This window comes from Frigidibacter sp. MR17.24 (genome assembly GCF_037095655.1).
Taxonomy (GTDB): Bacteria; Pseudomonadota; Alphaproteobacteria; order Rhodobacterales; family Rhodobacteraceae; genus Frigidibacter.
This window is the reverse complement of sequence record NZ_JBAWKE010000001.1, coordinates 1,136,917-1,158,795: the sequence shown is the minus strand read 5'-3', so window position 1 is coordinate 1,158,795 and position 21,879 is coordinate 1,136,917. Positions and strand designations below refer to the sequence as shown.

22 protein-coding genes are annotated in these 21,879 nt (G+C 73.0%); 9 read left to right on the top strand and 13 right to left on the bottom strand.

What is annotated here, in order from left to right; all coding sequences use genetic code 11:
* Positions 1-32 precede the first annotated feature (32 nt).
* From V8J39_RS05465 to V8J39_RS05455, 3 genes are read left to right on the top strand one after another with little or no spacing between them, the layout of a single operon-like run.
* The gene (locus V8J39_RS05465) at positions 33-761 is read left to right on the top strand and encodes a heme ABC transporter permease (protein WP_336459830.1); all 729 of its coding nucleotides are present in this window, start codon (positions 33-35) and stop codon (positions 759-761) included.
* Positions 758-916: a heme exporter protein CcmD gene (gene ccmD, locus V8J39_RS05460; RefSeq protein ID WP_336459829.1), complete on the top strand. Its 159-nt coding sequence runs from the start codon at positions 758-760 to the stop codon at positions 914-916. Before V8J39_RS05465 ends, ccmD begins: the two co-directional genes overlap by 4 nt.
* Positions 909-1,493, top strand: a complete 585-nt coding sequence (locus tag V8J39_RS05455; RefSeq protein ID WP_336459828.1) for a DsbE family thiol:disulfide interchange protein — start codon at positions 909-911, stop codon at positions 1,491-1,493. Before ccmD ends, V8J39_RS05455 begins: the two co-directional genes overlap by 8 nt.
* 298 nt (positions 1,494-1,791) lie before the next feature.
* Here V8J39_RS05455 and V8J39_RS05450 read toward each other — a convergent pair whose 3' ends face one another.
* The 3 genes from V8J39_RS05450 to V8J39_RS05440 form a co-directional block, all read right to left on the bottom strand.
* Entirely contained in the window at positions 1,792-2,388 is a 597-nt protein-coding gene (locus V8J39_RS05450; RefSeq protein ID WP_336459827.1) for a CvpA family protein, read from the bottom strand.
* Between the two features lie 105 nt (positions 2,389-2,493).
* Positions 2,494-3,858: a DNA repair protein RadA gene (gene radA / locus V8J39_RS05445; protein WP_336459826.1), complete on the bottom strand. Its 1,365-nt coding sequence runs from the start codon at positions 3,856-3,858 to the stop codon at positions 2,494-2,496.
* 249 nt (positions 3,859-4,107) lie between these two features.
* Complete coding sequence (locus V8J39_RS05440; RefSeq protein ID WP_336459825.1) at positions 4,108-5,448, bottom strand: helix-turn-helix domain-containing protein; 1,341 nt, start codon at positions 5,446-5,448, stop codon at positions 4,108-4,110.
* Between the two features lie 475 nt (positions 5,449-5,923).
* On the opposite strand from V8J39_RS05440, the gene V8J39_RS05435 reads away from it, so the two are divergent.
* Positions 5,924-7,084: a mechanosensitive ion channel family protein gene (locus tag V8J39_RS05435; protein WP_336459824.1), complete on the top strand. Its 1,161-nt coding sequence runs from the start codon at positions 5,924-5,926 to the stop codon at positions 7,082-7,084.
* 25 nt (positions 7,085-7,109) lie between these two features.
* Here V8J39_RS05435 and V8J39_RS05430 read toward each other — a convergent pair whose 3' ends face one another.
* From V8J39_RS05430 to V8J39_RS05395, 8 genes are all read right to left on the bottom strand, one after another.
* On the bottom strand, positions 7,110-7,475 hold the full coding sequence (locus V8J39_RS05430; RefSeq protein WP_336459823.1) for a hypothetical protein: 366 nt from the start codon (positions 7,473-7,475) through the stop codon (positions 7,110-7,112).
* A 58-nt stretch (positions 7,476-7,533) separates the two neighbouring features.
* A complete protein-coding gene (locus V8J39_RS05425; RefSeq protein ID WP_336459822.1) occupies positions 7,534-7,890 on the bottom strand; it encodes a hypothetical protein in 357 nt (118 codons plus the stop codon).
* A 160-nt stretch (positions 7,891-8,050) separates the two neighbouring features.
* The gene (locus V8J39_RS05420) at positions 8,051-9,031 is read right to left on the bottom strand and encodes an ABC transporter substrate-binding protein (protein ID WP_336459821.1); all 981 of its coding nucleotides are present in this window, start codon (positions 9,029-9,031) and stop codon (positions 8,051-8,053) included.
* 61 nt (positions 9,032-9,092) lie between these two features.
* Complete coding sequence (locus tag V8J39_RS05415) at positions 9,093-9,944, bottom strand: ABC transporter permease (protein WP_336459820.1); 852 nt, start codon at positions 9,942-9,944, stop codon at positions 9,093-9,095.
* The gene (locus V8J39_RS05410; RefSeq protein WP_336459819.1) at positions 9,941-10,804 is read right to left on the bottom strand and encodes an ABC transporter permease; all 864 of its coding nucleotides are present in this window, start codon (positions 10,802-10,804) and stop codon (positions 9,941-9,943) included. Before V8J39_RS05410 ends, V8J39_RS05415 begins: the two co-directional genes overlap by 4 nt.
* A 78-nt stretch (positions 10,805-10,882) precedes the next feature.
* The gene (locus V8J39_RS05405; protein ID WP_336459818.1) at positions 10,883-11,665 is read right to left on the bottom strand and encodes an ABC transporter ATP-binding protein; all 783 of its coding nucleotides are present in this window, start codon (positions 11,663-11,665) and stop codon (positions 10,883-10,885) included.
* Positions 11,662-12,558, bottom strand: a complete 897-nt coding sequence (locus tag V8J39_RS05400) for a dihydrodipicolinate synthase family protein (RefSeq protein ID WP_336459817.1) — start codon at positions 12,556-12,558, stop codon at positions 11,662-11,664. Before V8J39_RS05400 ends, V8J39_RS05405 begins: the two co-directional genes overlap by 4 nt.
* A complete protein-coding gene (locus tag V8J39_RS05395) occupies positions 12,558-13,256 on the bottom strand; it encodes an SDR family oxidoreductase (RefSeq protein ID WP_336459816.1) in 699 nt (232 codons plus the stop codon). The genes V8J39_RS05400 and V8J39_RS05395 overlap by 1 nt, the downstream gene beginning before the upstream one ends.
* Before the next feature lie 94 nt (positions 13,257-13,350).
* Between V8J39_RS05395 and V8J39_RS05390 the strand changes: the two genes are divergently transcribed.
* Positions 13,351-13,746, top strand: a complete 396-nt coding sequence (locus V8J39_RS05390) for a cupin domain-containing protein (protein ID WP_336459815.1) — start codon at positions 13,351-13,353, stop codon at positions 13,744-13,746.
* A 22-nt stretch (positions 13,747-13,768) separates the two neighbouring features.
* On the opposite strand, the gene hydA is transcribed toward V8J39_RS05390, so the two are convergent.
* Positions 13,769-15,220, bottom strand: coding sequence for a dihydropyrimidinase (gene hydA, locus V8J39_RS05385; protein ID WP_336459814.1), 1,452 nt, complete (start codon positions 15,218-15,220; stop codon positions 13,769-13,771).
* A gap of 69 nt (positions 15,221-15,289) precedes the next feature.
* Positions 15,290-16,540 (bottom strand): Zn-dependent hydrolase, encoded by a 1,251-nt coding sequence (locus tag V8J39_RS05380; protein WP_336459813.1) that lies wholly within the window; start codon positions 16,538-16,540, stop codon positions 15,290-15,292.
* 313 nt (positions 16,541-16,853) lie between these two features.
* Here V8J39_RS05380 and V8J39_RS05375 point away from each other — a divergent pair, with 313 nt between their 5' ends.
* From V8J39_RS05375 to V8J39_RS05360, 4 genes are all read left to right on the top strand, one after another.
* Positions 16,854-17,510, top strand: coding sequence for a TetR family transcriptional regulator C-terminal domain-containing protein (locus V8J39_RS05375; protein WP_336459812.1), 657 nt, complete (start codon positions 16,854-16,856; stop codon positions 17,508-17,510).
* Between the two features lie 1,127 nt (positions 17,511-18,637).
* The gene (locus V8J39_RS05370) at positions 18,638-19,372 is read left to right on the top strand and encodes a hypothetical protein (protein ID WP_336459811.1); all 735 of its coding nucleotides are present in this window, start codon (positions 18,638-18,640) and stop codon (positions 19,370-19,372) included.
* 219 nt (positions 19,373-19,591) lie between these two features.
* Complete coding sequence (locus V8J39_RS05365; RefSeq protein WP_336460209.1) at positions 19,592-20,275, top strand: TetR family transcriptional regulator C-terminal domain-containing protein; 684 nt, start codon at positions 19,592-19,594, stop codon at positions 20,273-20,275.
* A gap of 983 nt (positions 20,276-21,258) precedes the next feature.
* Positions 21,259-21,633: a response regulator transcription factor gene (locus V8J39_RS05360; RefSeq protein WP_336459810.1), complete on the top strand. Its 375-nt coding sequence runs from the start codon at positions 21,259-21,261 to the stop codon at positions 21,631-21,633.
* Positions 21,634-21,879: the final 246 nt, after the last annotated feature.

The following is a 21,879-nucleotide window of genomic DNA, read 5'->3' as shown; positions in this document are numbered from 1 at the left end:
ACACGGCAGGGCGAAGGAGAGAAACAGGTCGCATGTCACTCTGGGACTATGCAAATCCGAAGCTGTTCATGCAGACCTCGGGCCGGGTCCTGCCCTGGATCGCGGGTCTTGCCGCCGTCACGCTGGTGACCGGCGTCATCTGGGGCTTCTTCTTCACCCCCGACGACTACCGGCAGGGCTCGACGGTCAAGATCATCTACATCCACGTGCCCTCGGCGATGATCGCGATCAACGCCTGGGCGATGATGCTGGTCGCCTCGCTGATCTGGATCATCCGGCGCCACCACGTCTCGGCGCTGGCGGCCAAGGCCGCGGCGCCGGTGGGAATGGTGATGACGATGATCGCGCTGGCGACCGGGGCGATCTGGGGCCAGCCGATGTGGGGCACCTGGTGGGCCTGGGACCCGCGGCTGACCTCGTTCCTGATCCTGTTCCTGTTCTACCTTGGCTACATCGCCCTGTGGGAGGCGGTCGAAAGCCCCGACACCGCGGCCGACCTGACCTCGGTGCTGTGCCTCGTCGGCTCGGTCTTCGCCTTCCTCAGCCGCTACGCGGTGAACTTCTGGAACCAGGGGCTGCACCAGGGCGCCTCGCTGTCGATGGACAAGGCCGAGCACGTGTCGAACGTGTTCTGGTACCCGCTGCTGCTGTGCCTTGCGGGGTTCGTGCTGCTGTTTCTGGTGCTGGTGCTGGTGGGCACCCGGACCGAGATCCGCCTGCGCCGCCTGAAGGCGCTGGAAGCGCGCGAAAGGATGGCATGATGCCGGATCTGGGCAAATACGCGGTCACGGTGCTGGGCGCCTATGGCGCGTCGCTGGCGCTGATCGCGGTGCTGGTGCTGGCGGTCGCGTGGCGCGCCGCCCGGGTGAAGCGCGCGCTCAGGGCGCAGGAGGCGAGGATGGGGCGGCATGGCTAGGATACCTGTTCTCGCGGTGGTGCCGCCGGTGCTGTTCGCCGGTCTCGCGGGGCTGTTCCTGTGGGGCATGAACCGCGACGACCCCGGCCAGCTGCCCACCGCCTTCAAGGGCCGTGAGGTGCCCGAGGTGTCGCTGGTCGCGCTGCCGGGGCAGGGCGAGCCCTTCACCGATGCCACGCTGCGCGACGGCGAGGCCAAGCTGGTGAACTTCTGGGCCAGCTGGTGCGCGCCCTGCCGGGTCGAGCATCCGCAGCTGGAGGCGCTGTCGGCGATGGGGGTGCCGATCTACGGCATCAACTACAAGGACGATGCCAACGGCTTCGCCAATGCCACCGGCTTCCTGGCCGAGATGGGCAACCCCTATCGCGCGATCGGTGCCGACCCCTCGGGGCGGATGTCGCTGGACTGGGGCCTTTACGGCGTGCCCGAGACCTTCGTCGTCGATGGCAAGGGCAAGGTGCTGCTGCGCTTCGCCGGCCCGATCACCCGGCGGGTGATCGACCAGCAGATCCGCCCGGCGCTGGCCGAGGCCGGGTTCGACCTGCCGCCGATGGCCGATGCCGCCGCGGGCGGCTGACGCGCCCGCCCCCCGGCACTGGTCCGCCCAGCCCTGTTTCGCCCGGCCCTGTTTCTCGCGGCCCTGTTCCTTTCGGACCTGCGATCCCGATCAAGCCGGCCCCGCGCGGGGCCGGCTTTTTCATGCCGCCCGCCGCGCCTACCCGCCTGCCAGTGTCCGGGGCGCGCGGGGGGGCCTGCCGGGGCCGGCCTGCCGCCGCGGCCGGGCGGCGCTTCGCCCGGGCCGCGGGGGGCGGCAGGCGAAGAAAATGCCCGGCGCCATGCGGCCCGGGCATCCTGTCGTCTCTGGGGCGGGCCTGTCAGCCGTTGGTGCCCGGCGCGATCGGCTGCACCGATTCCACCGGCGCGCCGCACGACCCCACCAGCTGCTCGTAGCGCGCGACGATCCAGCCCGGCGCGTCCTGCGGCATCTGTTCGTCGAGGTTGGACTGGAACGAGGCGAAGACCTGCGCCGAGCGCGAGTTTTCCACCATCGGCACGTCGGCGTTCACGATCACCCGGTCGTAGACCACGAAGGCCACCGCCACCAGAAGCACGCCGCGCGCCACGCCGAACAGGAAGCCGAGCGCCTGGTCGATGCCGCCGATCGCCGAGCGCTGCACCGCCGAGGAGAACAGCGGCGTGAAGATCGACACCACGACCAGCGCCAGCGCGAAGACCGCCGCGAAGGCCGCGATGATCGACAGCTCGCAGCTGTCGGCGAGAAAATCGTTCAGGACCGGGATCTGGCGGACCAGCGGTTCGGCCTGGCGGGCGAACAGGAACGCGAGAACCGCCGCCGCGACCCAGCCCGCGATCGCCATGATCTCGCGCACCAGTCCGCGGCTGTAGGCGAGGATCGCCGACAGCAGAATCACGACCGCCACCACGGCGTCGATGATGGTGAAGCCTTCCATGCGTGCCTTCGCTCCTTCGACCGGGGGGCTGGCCGTCCCGGGAACCCCTCGTGTCCGGGGGCATCTTGGTCCCGGGCCGTCCGGGCCCGTCCGGTCGGCGGGGCGTCAGCCCGCGCCGAAGATCTCTCCTGTGAAGGATGCCAGATCGGCGTAGCGGCCGATCTTCATGCCCTCTTCCGCGCCGGTCTTGGTTCCCTCCGGCACGATCGCCTGTGAAAAACCAAGTTTCCGGGCTTCTTTCAACCTGTTTTCCGCCTGCCCGACCGGGCGCAGCGCCCCCGACAGGCTGATCTCGCCGAAAATCACCATCTCGGGCGGCACGGCGATGTCCTCGCGCGCAGACAGCAGCGCCGCGGCGATCGCCAGATCCGCCGCCGGCTCGCTCACCCGAAGCCCGCCCGCGACGTTGAGGAACACGTCGAGCCCGGCGAAGGGGATCGCGCAGCGCGCCTCGAGCACGGCCAGGATCGTCGACACCCGCCCCGAGTCGAGCCCCACCACCGTCCGGCGCGGCGAGGCCAGCGTCGAGGGCGCGATCAGCGCCTGGATCTCGGTCAGCACCGGCCGCGTGCCCTCGATCCCGGCGAAGACCGCCGAGCCGGGCTGCGGCGTGCCGCGCTCGGACAGGAACAGCGCCGAGGGGTTTGTGACCTCGGCCAGGCCCGCGCCGGTCATCTCGAAGACGCCGATCTCGTCGGCGGGGCCGAAGCGGTTCTTGACCGCGCGCAGGATGCGGAACTGGTGGCCGCGCTCGCCCTCGAAGTAGAGGACGGTGTCGACCATGTGCTCGACCACGCGCGGGCCCGCGATCTGGCCTTCCTTGGTGACGTGGCCCACGATGATGATCGCGACGCCGCGGCGCTTGGCGAAGGTCACAAGCTCGTGCGCGGCCGCGCGGACCTGGCTGACCGAGCCGGGGGCGGCCTCGACGGTGTCGGCCCACATGGTCTGGATCGAATCGATGATCGCAAGGTCGGGGCGCTCGGCGTCGAGCGTGGTCAGGATGTCGCGCAGCGCCGTCTCGGCGCCCAGCTGCACCGGCGCGTCGCCAAGCCCCAGCCGCTGCGCGCGCATCCGCACCTGGGCCGAGGCCTCCTCGCCCGAGATGTAGACGCATTTGAGGCCCGCGCGGGCGAAGGCGGCGGTGGCCTGCAAGAGCAGCGTCGACTTGCCGATGCCCGGGTCGCCGCCGACGAGGATCGCCGAGGCCTCGACCAGCCCGCCGCCCAGCACCCGGTCGAATTCCTCGATCCGCGACATCTTGCGCGGCGGCGGCGCCTCCTCGGTGGCAAGATCGGTGAGCGGCACGGTGCGGCCCTTGCCGGTCAGCGCCTTGGCGCCGCCCGAGGACAGCGGCGCCTCCTCGACGATCGAGTTCCAGGCGCCGCAGGCGTCGCAGCGGCCGTTCCATTTCTTGTGGATCGCGCCGCAGGCGGTGCAGGTGAAGGTCGTCGAGGGGGCTTTGGCCATGCCGCCTTCCTGCCAAAGCCGCCCCGCCGGCGCAAGGTCGCCCGCGACCGCCGTCCCGCGACTGCCCTTCTGCGGTGACCGTCCCGCCCCGACGCCGGCACCCGGCCTGCGTCTGCCGCGGGCGGCCGGGGTGTCGCCTGGGTCCCGGGCGCGGGCGGCGGGTGGGGCGCGGAACGGCGGGGGACGGCGGCCACGGGCCGTCGTGCGCGCCCCGTTTCTCGGATCAGCCGCCCGGGTCAGCCGCCCGGGTCAGCCGGTCAGCAGCGACGGCTCGCGGCGCGCGGCGCAGGCCTCGCGCGGGCAGACCCGGCAAGTCGAGCCGACGCCGAGGTCGCCGGGCTCGGCCGGACCGTCGAGCGGGAACAGCAGCATCCCCGCCTCGACCACCGGCGGGCCGTCGAAGCCCTCGGGCCAGCGCGTCTCGCACAGGGCATAGGCCAGAAAGCGCGCGGGCATCCGGCCGGCCATCTCGACCGTGGCGCGCAGGGGCTGCCCCGGCCGGATCAGCGCGAGGTAGAGCGGCCAGAGCGGACAGGCCGCGCCGAAGCGGGGCAGGGTGAAGCCCTCGACCGGGCGGCGCAGCGTCGGCGTGCCCGAGCCGTCGCACAGCACCAGCCCCGGCGCGGGATCGGCCAGCGCCGCGAGCCGGCGGAACACCGCGAGCGGCGCCGCGCCGAACCGCGCGGCAAGGCGCCCGGGATCGGGTCCGATCTCGGCCAGCGCCCGGCGGAAGGCGGGCTCGGGCAGGGCCAGCGCCTCGGCCTCGGCCCGGGCAAGCCAGCCGCGGGCCAGCGCGCGCGCCTCGGGGCTCGTCAGCTCGGGCGCGGTGCGGATCCGGGTCTCGGCATCGCCCCCGCCGTCATTGCCTTCGCCGTCCTGCTTCCCGCCGTCCCCGCCGTCCGCGGCTTCGGGTCGGCCGTCGTGGCGGGCGATCCAGGCCTCCAGCTCCTCCTGCGGCGAGCGCAGCTCGGTCGCCTCGTCGCTGCCGGCGTCGAGATAGGCCACCAGCGCCTCGGCGGCATGGGCGAGGCGCTCGCCGTCGTCGTGCAGGTTGGCATGGAAGCGGGCGCGCCAGTCGGGGTCGATGTCCTCGGTCTCGGCCAGGATCGCGGCGGTCGAGCGCACCGAGGTCACCGCCGAGAGCACGTCATGCAGGCTTGCCGACAGCCGCGGGTCATGCGCCAGCCGCTCGCCCAGCGCATCGGCCAGCCGCTCGAGCGCGCCGACGCGTTCCTGCCGTTCGGCCAGCAGCGCCGCCCAGCCGGGGTAGCGGCCGGTGAATTCCTCGATCCGGTCCAGCTCGGGCGGCGGCGGCGCGGTGCCGGCAGGGTCCGGGCGCTCGGCCGCCGCGGCAAGCCGCAGCGCGTCGTAAAGCCGGCTTTCGGCCCCCTCGGCGAGGATCGCGGGCTCGGTCTGCAACGCCGCCGCGAGCCGGATCAGCAAGGGCTCGGACACCCGGCGGCGATTGTGCTCGATCAGGTTCAAAAGCGCGGGCGACACCTCGACGCTGCGCGCAAGCTCGGCCTGTTTCAGCCCCAGCTGCGCGCGGCGTTCGCGGATGCGGGTGCCGGTGAGGGCGGCGCGGGGCATGGGGTCTCGGGGTCCTCGGGGATCGCGGGGGCGACGGGCGGATCTTGGGCGGCAGTCTGGACAGGCAGTCTGGCAGCGAAGGCGCTGCGGGGCAACCGGCCGCGCGGGCGGGCCGCCGCAGAGGGGGCGCTGCCCCCGCCCCTGCGGGGCCCCCCGGGATATTTGGGCAAAGTCGAGGACAGGGGCGGAGAAGCGGTGCCGTAGAGCTGGGGCGATGGCCGAGGCCAAGGTCCGGGGGCGAGCATGCGGGTCGAGCGCCGGGGTCGAGCGCCGGGGGCGGCGACGGGCGCGCGCTGCGGGCGCGGCGCCGTGGGCATCGGGCGGGAGATCTGTGACGGACCCGGGTGGGGGTCCGCGGGTCTGGGCGACGCCGCGCCGCATCGCGGCATTTTTAGCGGGCGCCCCGGGTGACAGCCGCTGGCGATGCCCTATCCTAGGGGCGATGGCCCGGCAGGGGCGAGGACACGGAGCATGCATGGACCAGCCGCTGGACGAGATTCTGACCGAAGAGGTGCAGCAGGTGGCCACCCGGCTGACCGGCTGGATGCCGGACTGGGCGGCGTCGATCCTGATCCTAGTCGCCGCGGCGCTCGCCGGCGTCGTGATCTGGCGGATCCTGAACCGGATCCTGACCCGCGCCGTCGCCGGGCGCGACCTGTTCTGGCGGTCGCTCGTGCAGCGCGGGGTGATGCCGTTCCGGATGATGTTCGTGCTGATGGCGCTCGGCTTCGCCACCACCGCGCTCGCGCCGCTGGCCGAGCGGCCCGAGGCGATCATCCAGCGGCTGGTCGGCATCGGCTTCATCGTCTGCATTGCCTGGATCTGCCAGACGGCGCTCTACATCTGGACCACGATCCACCTGCGGCGCTTCTCGCTCGACAGCGAGGACAACTGGCTGGCGCGCAAGCACATCACCCAGTCGAAGATCCTGATGCGGGTCGCCCACATCCTGATCGTGCTGATCACCATCGCCGCGGTGCTGATGACCTTCGAGCCGGTGCGGCAGTACGGCGTGTCGCTGCTGGCCTCGGCCGGTGCCGCGGGCCTCGTCGTCGGCCTGGCGCTGCAGCCGGTGCTGAAGAACCTGTTCGCGGGCATCCAGCTGGCGATCACCCAGCCGATCCGCATCGACGACGCGCTGATCGTCGAGGGCGAGTGGGGCAATGTCGAGGAGATCACCTCGACCTACGTGGTGGTCAAGGTCTGGGACTGGCGCCGGCTGATCATTCCGCTGAGCTATTTCATCGAGCAGCCGTTCCAGAACTGGACCCGCGACAGCTCGGAGCTGATCGGGATGGTGATGCTGTATCTCGACCACTCGGCGCCGGTCGAGAAGATCCGCGACAAGGGGCTGGAGATCGCGAAGTCGTCGCGGCTGTGGAACGGCAAGGTCTATGCGCTGCAGGTCACCGATTTCAAGGAGCGCACGATGGAGGTGCGGGTGCTGGCCTCGGCGCGCAACGCGGCGCAGACCTTCGACCTGCGCTGCGAGATGCGCGAGAAGCTGATCTCGTACATCCAGAAGGAGATGCCGCACGCGCTGCCGCGCACCCGCGAGGAGATCGCCGCGATCTCGGCGCGCAGCGCGCTGGCCGCCAACGGCCTTGCCACGCCCGAGCCGCAGTACGACGGCTGACCCAGGGCGTGGCGGGCCGGCGCGGTCAGCCCAGCATCCAGCCCAGCGCGCCGATCACCGCGAGGCCGGCGGCGAAGACCGCCCAGTGCAGCAGCGTCTCGCGCCGGCTGCGCGCGTCGGGGCGCGCGCCGGCGCGGCGGCAGGGCAGGCAGCGCGCTTCGCCGGGGTCGAGGTCGTTGCCGCAGTCGGGGCAGGGCCGGGCCGCGGCCGGCGGGGTCTGCCCCCGCGGTGGCGGCGGCGGCGCGGGCTCTTTCGGCATCTGGATCATGCGCGCGAGGTTGCCGCCCGGCGCGGCACGTCGTTCCTTGCGGCGCGCGGCGGCGCGCAGCATCAGGCTTGCGGCGCCGACAAGCGGCAAGAGCCCGGTCAGCGCGGCGGGATGGAAGCTCATGGTGTCTCTCCGTGACGGGAACCGGCGCCGGCGGGAGTGCCGGGCGCCAAGGATCGGGTCAGGACAGGCGGGGCGGTGCCCGGGCGCTGGCGGCGCCGGTCTGCGGCACCGGGCGGGCCGGCGGCGCCGCGGGGGCGGCCGCGACCCGGCGCGCGAGGGCGCGGGGCGGAACGGGCGCCGCGCTGCCCGGCAGCAGCGCCGGCGGACGGGCGCCGTCGGGCTCGGCCTTGGCGACGGCGGCCATGACCCGCGCCGGGGCGGCGAGGGCGGCGATCTCGGGCCGGGCGAGCTTGGCCGGGCCCGCCTCGGCCGGGCGCGGCGCGGCCGGGGCGGCCAGCGCGAAACCGGCCAGTGCCGCGGCGGCGACCAGCCGGCGGAGGAACAGGGACAGGTGAAGGCGCAGGCCCGGCGTCATCGGCGCAGGATCGCAGGTCGGCCGGGGGGCGGCAAGGGGGCGCGACACGCGGGGGGCTGCGGGCGGGCGCGACGGAAAGGGGGCGCGACGGCAAAGGGGGCGGCCCGGCCGGACCGCCCCCCCCGTTTTCACGTCGCGGCCGCGTCGCGCCGCGTCGCGGTCACTTCAGCGCTTCGTCGGTGATCTCGAGCGTGTAGGCGCCCTCGGGTTCCTTCGAGATCACGGGGTCCGAGCCGCCGGCCAGCAGGATCTTCACCGTGCGCTCGTAATCGGCCGGGTCCAGCGCGCCGTCCGAGCCTGCGGTCAGCTTCGCCACCTCGGCCATCATCCGCTTCTGGTGCTCTTCGGTCTGGGCGCCGGTCTCGTCGTTGTCCAGGACGATCATCGCCGCGTCGTCGGGATGCTCCTCGGCCCATTTCCAGCCCTTCATCGAGGCGCGGACGAACTTGACCATCTTCTCCTTGAAGGCGGGATCGGCGAGCTTGTCCTCCATCACGTAGAGCCCGTCCTCGAGCGTGGCCACGCCCTCGTCCTCGTACTTGAAGGTCACGAGGTCGTCGGGGCTGATGCCGGCGTCGATCACCTGCCAGTATTCGTTGTAGGTCATGGTCGAGATGCAGGCGGCCTGCTTTTGCAGCAGCGGGTCGACGTTGAAGCCCTGCTTGAGGACCTCGACCCCCTCGGGCCCGCCGTCGGTCGGGATGCCGAGCGTGCCCATCCAGCTGAGGAACGGGTATTCGTTGCCGAAGAACCACACGCCCAGCGTCTTGCCCTTGAAGTCCTCGGGCGAGGTGATGCCGGTCTCCTTCAGGCAGGTCAGCATCATGCCGGAGGACTTGAAGGGCTGGGCGATGTTGACGAGCGCCAGCCCCTTCTCGCGCGCGGCGAGCGCCGAGGGCATCCAGTCGATGATCACGTCGGCACCGCCGCCGGCAAGCACCTGGCTCGGCCCGATGTCGGGACCGCCCGGCTTGATGGTGACGTCGAGCCCCTCCTCGTCGTAGAAGCCCTGGTCCTCGGCGACGTAGTAGCCGGCGAACTGGGCCTGGGTGACCCATTTCAGCTGCAGCGTCACCGCCTCGTCGGCCAGCGCCGGGCCCGCGATCAGCGCCGCGAGCGCGGCGGGTACAAGCATCTTCATGTCCGTGGTCCTCTCCGTTGGATGGGCCGCCGGATGTGCCTCCGGTCGGCGCCGGTTTGCCTCAGCCCCGCGCCCTCTGCGCGGGATGCCAGAAGGTGAGCGCACGCTCTATCAGCGCGAGCGCCCCGTAAAATCCCGAGCCCGCCAGCGCCGCGACCCAGATCTCGGCCCAGACCATGTCGAGCGCGAGCCGCCCGACCTCGGTCGAGATCCGGAACCCCATGCCGCGGGTGGGCGAGCCGAAGAACTCGGCCACGATCGCGCCGATCAGCGCCAGCGTCGAGGCGATCTTGAGCCCGTTGAAGATGAAGGGCAGCGCGGCCGGAAGGCGCAGCTTCCACAGGCCCTGCGCCCAGCTCGCGCCCCAGGTCGCCATCTGGTCGCACGCGAGCCTGTCGGTCTGGCCCAGCCCTGCGACGGCATTCACCAGCACCGGGAAATAGACCATGACCACGACGACGGCGGCCTTCGACTGCCAGTCGAAGCCGAACCACATCACCAGGATCGGCGCCACGCCGACGATCGGCAGCGCGGCCATGAAGCTGCCGACGGGCAGCAGCCCGCGCTTGAGGAAGTCCGAGCGGTCGATGGCGATCGCGGTCGCCACCGCGGCGCCGCAGCCGATCGCCCAGCCCGAGAGCGCGCCCTTCAGGATCGTCTGCACGAAGTCGCCCCACAGCACCGGCAGCGCGCCGGCGAAGGTGGCCGCGATCGCGCTGGGCGGCGGCAGGATCACCGGGCTGACCGCCAGCCCGCGCACGACCCCTTCCCACAGCACCAGCACCGTGGCCCCGAACAGCGCCGCCACCGCCACCTGCCCGGCGCGCCGGCGCGACAGCGGGCCGCGCGCGATGCGCAGCGCGGCCCAGGTGCAGCCCGCCCAGACGACCGCCGCGGCCAGAAGCCAGCTCATCGCCGCATCCCCATCCGTCCCAGCACCAGCCGCTCGGTCGCCGCCACCAGCGCCACCAGCCCCGCCGCCAGCACCGCGGCGGCGACCAGCGCGGCCCAGATCTGCACCGTCTGCCCGTAATAGCTGCCCGACAGCAGCCGCGCCCCCAGCCCCGAGGTCGCGCCCGCCGGCAGCTCGCCCACGATCGTGCCCACCAGCGCCGCGGCCACCGCCACCTTCAGCGAGGCGAAAAGCCACGGCATCGAGGCCGGCAGCCGCAGCTTCCAGAACAGCTGCCCCCGGCTCGCGTTCCAGGTCGCCATCTGGTCAAGCTGCATCGGCTCGGGCGCGCGCAGCCCCTTCACCATGCCGACGACCACGGGGAAGAACGACAGCCAGCCCGCGATCACCGCCTTCGGCAGCAGCCCGGAAACCCCCACCGAGTTCAGCACCACGATCACCATCGGCGCGATCGCCAGCACCGGGATCGTCTGGCTCGCGACCGCCCAAGGCATCACCGACAGGTCCATCGCGCGCGAATGCACGATCCCCACCGCCAGCAGCAGCCCCGCCACCGTCCCGATGCCGAACCCCGCCGCCGTCGCCGACAGCGTCACCCAGCCGTGCCACAGCAGGCTGCGCTTCGATCCCGGCCGCGTCGCGACGACGGTCTTCCACAGCTCGGCCCCGACCTGGTGCGGCGCCGGCAGCTTCGGGCGCTCCTGCACCATCGTGTCGTTGACGATGTCGACGATCGTCAGCTCGCGCCCCTCGCGCGCCGCCTGGTCCAGCGTCCACTGGCTGTTCATCCAGGCCGCCGCCCCGTACCAGGCGACGATGATCGCCGCCACGACCGCGAGCACCGGCAGCACGTGTCTCACGTCGCGGCCCCCTCGACTTTGTCCAAATATCCCGGGGGTGAGGACCGCAGGTCCGAGGGGGCAGCGCCCCCTTGCTGATCAGACCGCATCGCCGTGCCCCGCCCTCAGGCCCTCGCGCACGCGGTGCGCGATCGCGATGAATTCCGGGCTGTCGCGGATCTCGAGCGGCCGCTCGCGCGGCAGCGGGCTGTCGATCACGTCGGTGATCCGCCCCGGGCGCGGCGACATCACCACGATCTTGGTCGACAGGTAGACCGCCTCGGGGATCGAATGGGTGACGAAGCCGATGGTCTTGCCGGTCCGCGCCCAAAGCTTCAGCAGCTCCTCGTTCAGCCGGTCGCGCACGATCTCGTCGAGCGCGCCGAAGGGCTCGTCCATCAGCAGGATCTCGGCGTCGAAGGCCAGCGCCCGCGCGATCGAGGCGCGCTGCTGCATGCCCCCCGACAGCTGCCAGGGGAATTTCGACGCGAAGCCCTGAAGCTCGACCAGCTCGAGCACCCTGCGCACCCGCTCGGCCCGCTCGGCGCGGGGAAAGCCCATGATCTCCAGCGGCAGGCGGACATTGCCGGCGATGGTGCGCCAAGGGTACAGCCCCGCGGCCTGGAACACGTAGCCATAGGCGCGCCGGCGCCGCGCCTCGTCGGGCGGGACGCCGTTGACGCTGAGCGTGCCCTCGGTCGGCTGCTCGAGCGCGGCGACGCAGCGCAGGAAGGTGGTCTTGCCGCAGCCCGAGGGGCCGATGAAGCTGACGAACTCGCCCGGGCCGATCGTCAGGTCGACATCCTTGAGCGCATGGACCGGCCCGTCGGCGGCGTGGAAGGTCAGGCCGAGCCGTCGCGCCTCGATCACCGGGGCGCTCATGGCGCGGTCTCCAGCCCGGCGGCGGCGAGCGCGTCGCGGAACTCGGCCTCGGCTTCGGGCGCGAGCGGCCGGATCGGCAGCGGCGGGATCGCGCGCCCCAGGCCCAGCATCGCCACCGCGGCGTGCACGCAGCGGAAGCTCGTGTGGCGGCGGAACGCCTCCCAGACCGGAGCGAGGCGGGCGTCGATGGCGGCAAGCCGCCCGGCATCGCCCCGCGCCGCCCACATCTCGGCCGCGACCGCCGGGAAGGCCCCCGCCAGCACCGAATACCAAGCATCGGCCCCGGCGCCGAGCGCGGCCGCGATCGTCATGTCGCCGGAATAGCCCAGCGAGAAGCCGGCGGGCACCGCGGGACGCAGCCGGGCGATCTGCGCCGCGACATCGCCGTCGGCCGGGGCGGGGTTCTTCACCGCCGCGACCCGCGGGATCGCCGCCAGCCGCGCCAGCAGCGCCTCGGTCACGGTGAAATGCGTGGTCGTCGGGTTGTTGTAGACGCAGACCGGCAGCCCGGTCGCGCCGGCGACCGCCGCCACCAGCCCCGCGACCTCGTCCTCGGTCAGCGGCAGGTACGAGACCGGCGCGACCAGCAGGCCCGCGGCGCCCGCGGCCTCGGCCACCCTGGCATTCGCGATCGCCTCGTCCTGGCGCAGCGCGCCCACGCCCGCGATCACCGGCACGCCGCCCGCCGCCTCGACCGCCGCGGCGAGCGCGCGGGCGCGCTCGGGCACGGGCAGGTAGACATAGGCGCCGGTCGAGCCCAGCACCCCCAGCGACTGCACGCCCGCCGCGGCCGCCCGCGCGACCAGCCGGCCCAGCGCATCGGTGTCGACCCGGCCCGCGGCATCGGCCGGGGTGACGGGGAAGGCCGAAAGGCCGAGGAATGCCGCCGTCATCACACCGCCCTCATCAGCCCGCCATCGACGCGCAGGTTCTGCCCGGCGATATAGCCGCCCTCGGCCGACAGCAGGAAGGCGACCGTGCCCGCGATCTCGTCGGCGCGGCCATAGCGGCCCATCGGCACCTGCGCGCGGCGCTCGTCGCGCTCGGGCAGGCTGTCGATCCAGCCGGGCAGCACGTTGTTCATCCGCACGCCCTTGGGCGCATAGGCATCGGTGACCAGCTTGGTGAAGGCCGCAAGTCCCGCGCGGAACACGCCCGAGGTCGGGAACATGTCCGACGGCTCGAACGCCCAGGCGGTCGAGATGTTGACGATCGCGCCCGCGCCCTGCGCCACCATCTGCGGCACCACCAGCCGCACGGGCCGGATCACGTTCATCAGGTAGGTCTCCATCCCCTGGTGCCAGTCGTCGTCCGACAGCTCCAGCACCGGCCCGCGCGGCCCGTGCCCGGCCGAGTTCACCAGCGCGTCGATCCGCCCCCAGCGGTTCAGTGCCCCGGCGACCAGACGCGCCAGCGCCTCGGGGTCGAGGTTCGAGCCGGTGACGCCGAAGCCGCCCAGCGCGTCCCCCAGCGCCTCGCCGCGCCCCGAGGCCGACAGCACCCCCACGTGGTAGCCGTCGGCGGCGAGCCTGCGGGCACAGGCCGCGCCCATGCCCGAGCCTCCGGCGGTGATCAGCGCAACCTTGGTCATTCTCTCGTCGTCCTGTCGTGGTCTTTTCCGTTCCCAGCCGCCGCGCTTGGGCGCAGGATCGCGGGCAGGGACCGGCATAGGGGAGGCAAGCGCCGTGACATCATGTCAGAAGATCAGTCCGTCGGGCAGCTACGACGGCAAGCAGGGGTTCACCTATCTCGAGGGCATCTCGCGCGAGCGGATGGGGGCGCAGGCGATCTGCATGCACCTGCTGACGATCCCGCCCGGCGGGCGCGCGAAGGCGCATCTGCATGCCGGCCACGAGACCGCGATCTTCGCGGTCTCGGGCGCGACGGTGATGTACTGGGGCCCGCGGCTCGAGCACCGGATGGAGATCGCGGCGGGCGAGCTGCTCTACATCCCCGCCGGCATGCCGCACCTGCCGATGAACCCCGGGCCCGACCCCGCGGTGGCGGTGATCGCGCGCACCGACCCGCACGAGCAGGAAAGCGTCGTGCTGCTGCCCGAGCTCGAGGCGCTGGTGCCCTGATCCCGCCGGCGCCATCGCGCGCTCAGACCCCGCTGGCGGGAATGCCCGCGCGCACGACGGGGCGCGGCGCGGTGACCTGCTTCCAGGCGCTCAGCGCCTGGCTGACCGCACCGCGCGGCGGGCGGGCGACGAACTTGCCGTGGCCCTCGCGGCTGGCCATCCTGCCCTCGGTCACCGCGACATGGCCGCGCGACAGGGTGAAGCGCGGCAGGCCGGTGACCTCGATCCCCTCGAAGACGTTGTAGTCGATCGCCGACTGCTGGCTGGCGGCCGCGATCGTCTTCCTGGCCTTCGGGTCCCAGACCACCAGGTCGGCATCGGCGCCGACCAGTACCGCGCCCTTCTTCGGATAGACGTTCAGGATCTTGGCGATGTTGGTCGAGGTGACGGCGACGAATTCGTTCATCGTCAGCCGCCCGGTGCCCACGCCCATCGTCCACAGCACCGGCATCCGGTCCTCGAGCCCGCCGGTCCCGTTCGGGATCCTGGTGAAGTCGCCGACGCCATAGCGCTTCTGCGCGGTGGTGAAGGCGCAGTGGTCGGTGGCGACGCAGCTGAGCGAGCCGCTGGCAAGCCCGGCCCAGAGGCTGTCCTGGTGCGCCTTGTTGCGGAACGGCGGCGACATCACCCGGCGCGCGGCGTGGTCCCAGTCCTTGTGGGCATATTCGCTCTCGTCCAGCACCAGGTGCTGCACCAGCGGCTCGCCCCAGACCCGGCGGCCCAAAGCGCGCGCGCGCCGGATCGCCTCGTGGCTCTCCTCGCAGCTGACGTGCACGACATAAAGCGGCACCCCCGCCATGTCGGCGATCATGATCGCGCGGTTGGTGGCCTCGCCCTCGACCTGGCTCGGGCGGGAATAGGCATGGCCCTCGGGGCCGGTGTTGCCCGCCGCCAGCAGCCGGGCCGACATCTCGGCGACGATGTCGCCGTTCTCGGCATGCACCATCGGCACCGCGCCCAGCTCGGCGCAGCGGCGGAACGAGGCGAACATCTCGTCGTCGTTCACCATCAGGCTGCCCTTGTAGGCCATGAAATGCTTGAAGGTGTTGATGCCGCGCTCGGTCACGGCCTTCATCTCGTCGAAGACCTGCTCGCCCCACCAGGTCACCGCCATGTGGAAGCTGTAGTCGCAATGCGCGCGCGCGGCCTTGTTGTCCCACATCTTCAGCGCGTCGAGCAGGCCCTCGCCGGGGGCGGGCAGGGCGAAGTCGACCACCATCGTCGTGCCGCCCGCCAGCGCCGCGCGGGTGCCGCTGTCGAAATCGTCGGCCGAATAGGTGCCCATGAACGGCATTTCCAGATGCGTGTGCGGGTCGATCCCGCCGGGCATGACGTAGCAGCCCGCGGCATCGAGCACCTCGTCGCCCTTCAGGCCGCGGCCGATCCCGACGATCTGCCCCGCCTCGATCAGCACGTCGGCCTCGTAAGTCAGATCCGCCGTGACGATGGTGCCGCCCTTGATCACAGTGCTCATGGCTGTTCCCGCTTTCGCATTGGCTCAAATATCCCGGGGGTCCGGGGGCGGCGCCCCCGGCGGCCCGTCTCAGCTCACCACGCCCGCCGTCTCGAGCACGGCATGGAACAGCACATCCGTCCCCGCCGCCGCCCAGTCGGGGCTGATCTCCTCGGCCTCGTTGTGCGAGATGCCGTCGACGCAGGGGCACATGATCATCGTCGCCGGCGCCACCTTCGCGGCCCAGCAGGCGTCGTGGCCGGCGCCCGAGATGATGTCCATGTGGCTCAGCCCCAGCCGCTCGGCCGCGCCGCGCACGGCGCCCACCAGCTCGGGCGCGAAGGTGACGGGGTCGAAATGCCCCACCGGCTCGACCGCCATCCCGACGCCGAGGCTGCGGCAGATCACCGCCGCGCCCTCCTCGATCTGCGCCCGCATCCGGTCGAGCTTGTCCTGGTCGGGCGAGCGGATGTCGACGGTGAAGACCACCGCCTCGGGGATCACGTTGCGCGAGTTCGGGGTGAAGGTCATCTGCCCGACGCCGCCCACCGCGCCGGGCTGGGCATCCATCGCCACCCGCTGCACCAGCTCGAGGATCCGCGCCATCGCCAGGCCCGCGTTCACCCGCATCTCCATCGGGGTCGAGCCGGTGTGCGCGGCGCGCCCCGTCAGCGTGAATTCCAGCCACCACAGCCCCTGGCAATGGGTGACGACGCCGATGTCGCGGCCCTCCGCCTCGAGGATCGGGCCCTGCTCGATGTGCAGCTCGTAATAGGCGTGCATCCGGCGCGCGCCGACCTCCTCGTCGCCGCGCCAGCCGATCCGCGCCAGCTCCTCGCCGTAGGTCCTGCCCTCGAGGTCCTTGCGCGCATAGGCGTAGTCCTGGCTGTGCACCCCGGCGAAGACGCCCGAGGCCAGCATCGCCGGCGCGAAGCGCGCGCCCTCCTCGTTGGCCCAGTTCGTCACCACGACCGGGTGCCTCGTGCGGATCCCGAGGTCGTTCATCGTGCGCACGACCTCGAGCGCGCCGAGAACGCCCAGCACGCCGTCGAACTTGCCGCCCGTGGGCTGGGTGTCGAGATGGCTGCCCATGTAGACGGGCAGGGCATCGGGGTCCTCGCCCGCGCGGGTCGCGAACATCGTGCCCATCGTGTCGGTGCCCATGGTCATGCCCGCGGCCTCGCACCACTGCGCAAACAGCGCGCGGCCCTCGGCATCCTCGTCGGTGAGGGTCTGGCGGTTGTTGCCACCCGCGACGCCGGGGCCGACCTGCGCCATCGCCATCAGGCTGTCCCAGAGGCGCGCGGAATCGATGCGGAGGTTCTCTCCGGGTGCTGGCATGTCGGTATCTCCCTGCCGGGGCGCCCCGATCTGTCGCCGGGGTCTGCCTTGCGGCGAATCCTGTGTTGACCGTATGGTCAGGTTTAACGCTACACGCCGCGACGCGGCGGTCAAGCGCCTTCGGCCGCCCATTGGCAAGGGCGGGCTGGAGGTGGCGGGCACGGCCGCCGGCGGTGCAGGGGGCGGGCCATGGGCCGGGATGCCGTTCGCCGTGCCGGGGGCATGTTCCGGCGACGGCGGGCGGCGCGCCACGGGAGGCGCCGGGGGGCGCGGAGGGCAGGCAGGAATGCAGGCAGGAACGGGGACAGGACGGATGCAGACGGGGGACGACACCACGGCAGAGGCCGCGACCGTGCCGGGGCGGCGCGAGGCCAACCGGCGCGAGATCGAGGGCCAGATCCTCGCCGCGGCCGAGCAGGTGTTCGCCGAGGCGGGCTTCGGCGGTGCGACCATGCAGCTGATCGCCGACCTCGCGGGCCTGCCGAAGGCGAACCTGCACTACTACTTCCCCACCAAGGAGGCGCTCTATCGCCGGGTGGTCGAGCGGATCTTCCTGATCTGGCTGCAGGCGGCCGAGAGCTTCGACGCGGCCGAGGGGCCGGCGGCGGGCATCGGCGGCTACATCGACGCCAAGATGGAGATCTCGCGCCGGTACCCGGCCGGCTCCAAGGTCTGGGCGGCCGAGGTGATGCACGGCGCGCCGGTGATCCAGGACTACCTCGAGACGACGCTGCGCGACTGGAGCGAGGACCGCCAGGCGATGATCCGCGCCTGGATCGCCGAGGGCCGGATGGCGCCGGTCGATCCGCGCCACCTGCTGTGGATGATCTGGGCGACGACCCAGCACTACGCCGATTTCGGCCACCAGATCGAGGTTCTGAATGGCGGCCCGCTCAGCGATGCCGACTGGCAGGCGGCCAAGGACAGCGTGCGGGGGATGATCCTGCGCGGGCTCGGCCTGACCCCCTGAAGCGCCCGCTTCCCCTTCAGGCCGCCACCGCGCCCGCCACCGGGCCGGACGCCACCCGACTGCCCGAGAGCGATCCCGACCGTCAGGTGGCCCGCGCCACTGTCCGGGGAGGATCCCGAGCGCTCCTGGCCTGTCGCCCCGAGGCAGCTGCCGTGCTTGCCGGCCGCTACCCGACGGGCTGCCGAGTGATGCCGACTGGCAGGCGGCCAAGCAAAGCCGCCATATGGCCGCCGCCAGTGTCCGGGGAGGCTCCCGCACGGGCTCGGCCCGGTCCAAGGCGCGGGCGCCGCCGCGGTGACGACACGGTGGCCCTCCGAGCGATGCTGACGGGCAGGCCGCTCGACACTGCCTGTGGGGAATGATCCTGCGAGGGTTTGGGCTGTCGCCCGAGGCGCCGGCGGTCCTTGTCGGCGACGACACGGCGACACGGCGACACGGTGACACGGCGGCTCGCCGAGCGATGCCGAGCGGGAGGTGGCCGGGGAGAGTGCTCGGGGAAGATCCCGTACGGACTCGGCCCGGTGCTCCGGGGGAGCTGGCACCGCCGCGGTGACCACACGGGCGCCCGGCGAGCGGTGCCGACGGGCAGGCGCCTCTGGACAGCGTGCGGGGGATAAGGCTGCGCGGGCTTGGCCTGCCAGAACCACCCGCGGACCCTGCCGGCCGCCGCCTCGGTCGCCACTGGGCTGCCCGAGAGCGGTTCCGACCGTCAAGTGGCCGCGACAATCTCCGGGGAGGATCCGGCATGGGCTTGGCCCAGTGATCCGAGGCGCGGGCGGCGTTCGGGGGAGCAGCCGCGGCGGCAGTACGGAAGCCCGTCCGGCGATGCCGACTGGCGGGTGCCCGGGGACGGGCCCGGGAGGACCATCCTGCTTCTGTCGATCTGTCGACCTGTCTATCCGGGGCGCCGGCGGGGCTTGTCGTCTGCGATACCGCGGCGACACGGCGGTCCGCCGAGCGGTGCCGACCGGCAGGTGGCCGGGGACTGCGTCCGGCGGATGATCCGGCGGGGGCCCGGCCTGTCGGCCAGGGCGCCTGCGGCGCTTGCCGGGCGCCGGCCGAGGCGCCACCATCGTTCTGTCGATGGGCGGGCGAGGGGGGCGGTGGTGCGCGGGATGATCAGGGAGATGTGCCGTATTGCCGTGCCGGCGGCGCTGGCGGCGCTGGCGGCTCTGGCCGGGAGCGCGGCCGTCGCGCAGGATGACGCCGCGATGGAGGTGCAGCGCTGCGTCTGGCGCTGCCTTGCCGACAGCCGCGACGCGACCGACCCCGCCTATCAGCAGTGCATCGACACCCGCTGCAACGAGCGGGTGCTCTTCGGCTCCTGGGGGCAGGGTCGCGACCCCGCGGCGCCGGCCGCGGTGGCGCCGCCGCCGCCCGGGCTGGTGCCCGGCTGGTCGCGTGGCCGCAGCCCGGCGCTGGGCGAAGGCGTGGTCTTCGCGCTGCCCTCGGGGGCGGCGATCGGGCTTGGGTGCAGCGGCCTGCCGGCGACGCCGCTCGCGCTGCGATGGACCGCGGGCCTGCTGCCCGGCGCGGCCGAGGCCGTGGCGGTGATCGGCGCGACGGCGGCGGTTCCGGTCACCGCCACGGCCGGGGCGGCGGTGGGCGATGCCTGCGCCCCGCCGCTGCGGGCGCTGCTGGCGGGGGCGACGATGGCGCTCGTGCCCGGGCGGGCGGTCGGGCAGCGGCCCGGCGGCGGGGTGGTGCTGCGCCGCCCCGACGGCGCGCAGATCGTGCTGAGCCTGCCCGAGGAGGCGCCGCGCCACGGCGGCACCGTGATCCCGACCGCCGGGGCGCTGGGCGCGCTGCGCCAGCAGGCGGCGGCCTGCACCGGTGCCGCGCTTCCCCGCTGCCCTCCCTGAACCCCGGGGGGGCGGGAGAGCCGCCCCTCGCAACGCTCCGATGCCATCGCGGCCCCCCGGCTGGCGCCCGCTGCCGCGTTGCATAAGACCGGTCGCTGGCCTAGCCTTGGTGGCCCGCATCCAGGACGACCGAGACCCGTGCCCGAAGACCAGCCCAGCGACGAGACCGCCGCGCCGGCCAAGGCGACCGCGCCGCACCCGCGCCGCCGCGCCACCCGCATCCAGAAGCGCAATACCGAGGCGATCCTCGAGGCCGCGCTCGAGGTGTTCTCGACCCATGGCTTCCGGGGCGCCACGCTCGACCAGATCGCGGATCATGCCGGGCTGTCGAAGCCCAACCTGCTGTACTACTTCCCCTCGAAGGAGGCGATGCATGTCGCGGTGCTGACGCGGCTGCTGGCGGACTGGCTCGCGCCGTTGCGGGCGATCGACCCGTCGGGCGAGCCGCGCGACGAGATCCTGGGCTACGTGCGCCGCAAGCTCCAGCTCAGCCGCGACTACCCGCGCGAGAGCCGTCTGTTCGCCAACGAGGTGCTGCAGGGCGCGCCGCGGCTGACCGGGATCATCGGCGGCGAGCTGAAGGCGCTGGTGGACGAGAAGGCGGCGGTGATCCGCGGCTGGATCGCCGAGGGCCGGATCGCGCCGGTGCATCCGCATCACCTGATCTTCTCGGTCTGGGCGCTGACCCAGCACTATGCCGATTTCGACGCGCAGGTGCGCAGCGTCCTCGGCCCGGTCGAGGGGCAGGACCCCTATCCCGAGGCCGGCCGGTTCCTCGAACATCTCTACCAGCGGATGCTCGCGCCGGGCGCTCCGGTCGGCGGGGCCCCCGGCGGGGGGGCGGAGGCCCCCTTTGCCGCGACCGGAGCGCCTGCGCCCGGCGCCCCCGGGGCGGGGTCCTGACCGCCACGCCATGGCGAATTCCGCGCGGGCTGGGGCGGTTTTTCGTTCCGCCCGTCGCTGCGCCTGCCGTGCAGGACCGGCCTTCCGGTCCCGGCCACCGGCTGGCCGGACGCGTCGCCTTGGCGCGCCGCGGGCCGCGCGGGGCCCGGCCGCTGCGACCGTCCGGCGCTGTCCGCGGTTCGGCCTGCCGGCGCCCGGCGTGAAGCGCCGCGATGTCTGTCACCGCAGGGCGGGCTAAGCCCTCTGGGCAGAGGGCGCATCCCGACGGGCAGGTCTGCCATCGGGTGGCAAGGCCCTGTCTGACCGGGCGGCGCGCGGTTGTCCGCGTCCGGGACGGCTCCCGCAGCCCTGCGGTCGGGCGCACGGTTTTCTCGTCCGTCGCGTCGTTGTGCCGGGTGCGGGGCGGGCTTGTTGGTGAGAGGGCTGCTTCGGCCGGACCCACTCATGGCGGGTGGGGCTGGTGGAAAGGCCACGCCCCGGTGATGCGCCCAGCCACGGGCCGATCCGCGGGCGTTGGCCGCTCGGTTGCCCGGCCATGGACCAGCCATCCGCAGCGATCCCGGGCACATGCCCTGTGCTGGGTCGCGTGACCGGGGGGCCATTCCGTGCGCCTTGCCTTTCTCATCCTTTGCCGCCTCACCCGAAGCCCCTGTCTCGGGACCGGAGAGAGGCCGGCGACAGGTGGGCAAGGCAAGGGTGGCAAGGCACGGGTGGCAAGGCACGGTTGGCCGGGCATCGCGACGCGGCCATCGGGGCCGGGGGCGCAGCCGCCCAGGGGCCGGATCCCGCTTCGGCCGGGGGCGGTCGGCCGCGTGGCGGGCTGGTCCGGCCGCGGGCGATCCGGCATGCTGCGCGCGACCATGGTGGGTTTTGACAGCCGCCCCGGCTTCGCGCGATAACGAAGCCGCGAGCGGCGCCTCGACACCGGTCCGGGAGGGGGCCGGCCGGGAGCCGCCGGGGGGAGCCGGGGGGGGAGGAGACGGATGCCAAAGCGCGTCCTGCTGATCGAGGATGAGCCCAACATCGCCGAGGCGATCCGCTTCCTGATGACCCGCGAGGGCTGGGAGGTCGCGATCCACGGCGAGGGCGCGGGCGCGCTCGAGGCGATCCGGGCCTTCGCGCCCGACGTGCTGGTGCTCGACATCATGCTGCCGGGGCGCTCGGGGCTCGAGCTGCTGTGCGACATCCGTGCGCCCGGGGCCACGGCCACGGCGGGATTGCCGGTGCTGATGCTCTCGGCGCGCGGGCAGGCGCGCGACCGCGAGGCGGCCGAGCGCGCGGGGGCCGACCGCTTCCTGTCCAAGCCCTTCGCCAATGCCGAGGTGGTCGAGGCGCTGCGCGCGCTGGCGGGGGCCTGAGGCTTGGCCGCGCCGCCCTCGCCGCGCCGCCGGCCGCTGTTCCTTGCCCGGCGCGGCTACCGGCGGCGGCGGATGATGGATGCGGCGCGGATGCTGCCGGTGGCGGCGCTGGGCCTGTGGATGCTGCCGCTGCTGTGGACGGCGCCCGGGCCGGGGGCGGCGACGCGGGTCATCCACCTGTTCGCGGTCTGGGGCGCGCTGATCCTCGGGGCGGCGATCCTGTCGGGACCGCTGCGCCGCGCGGCC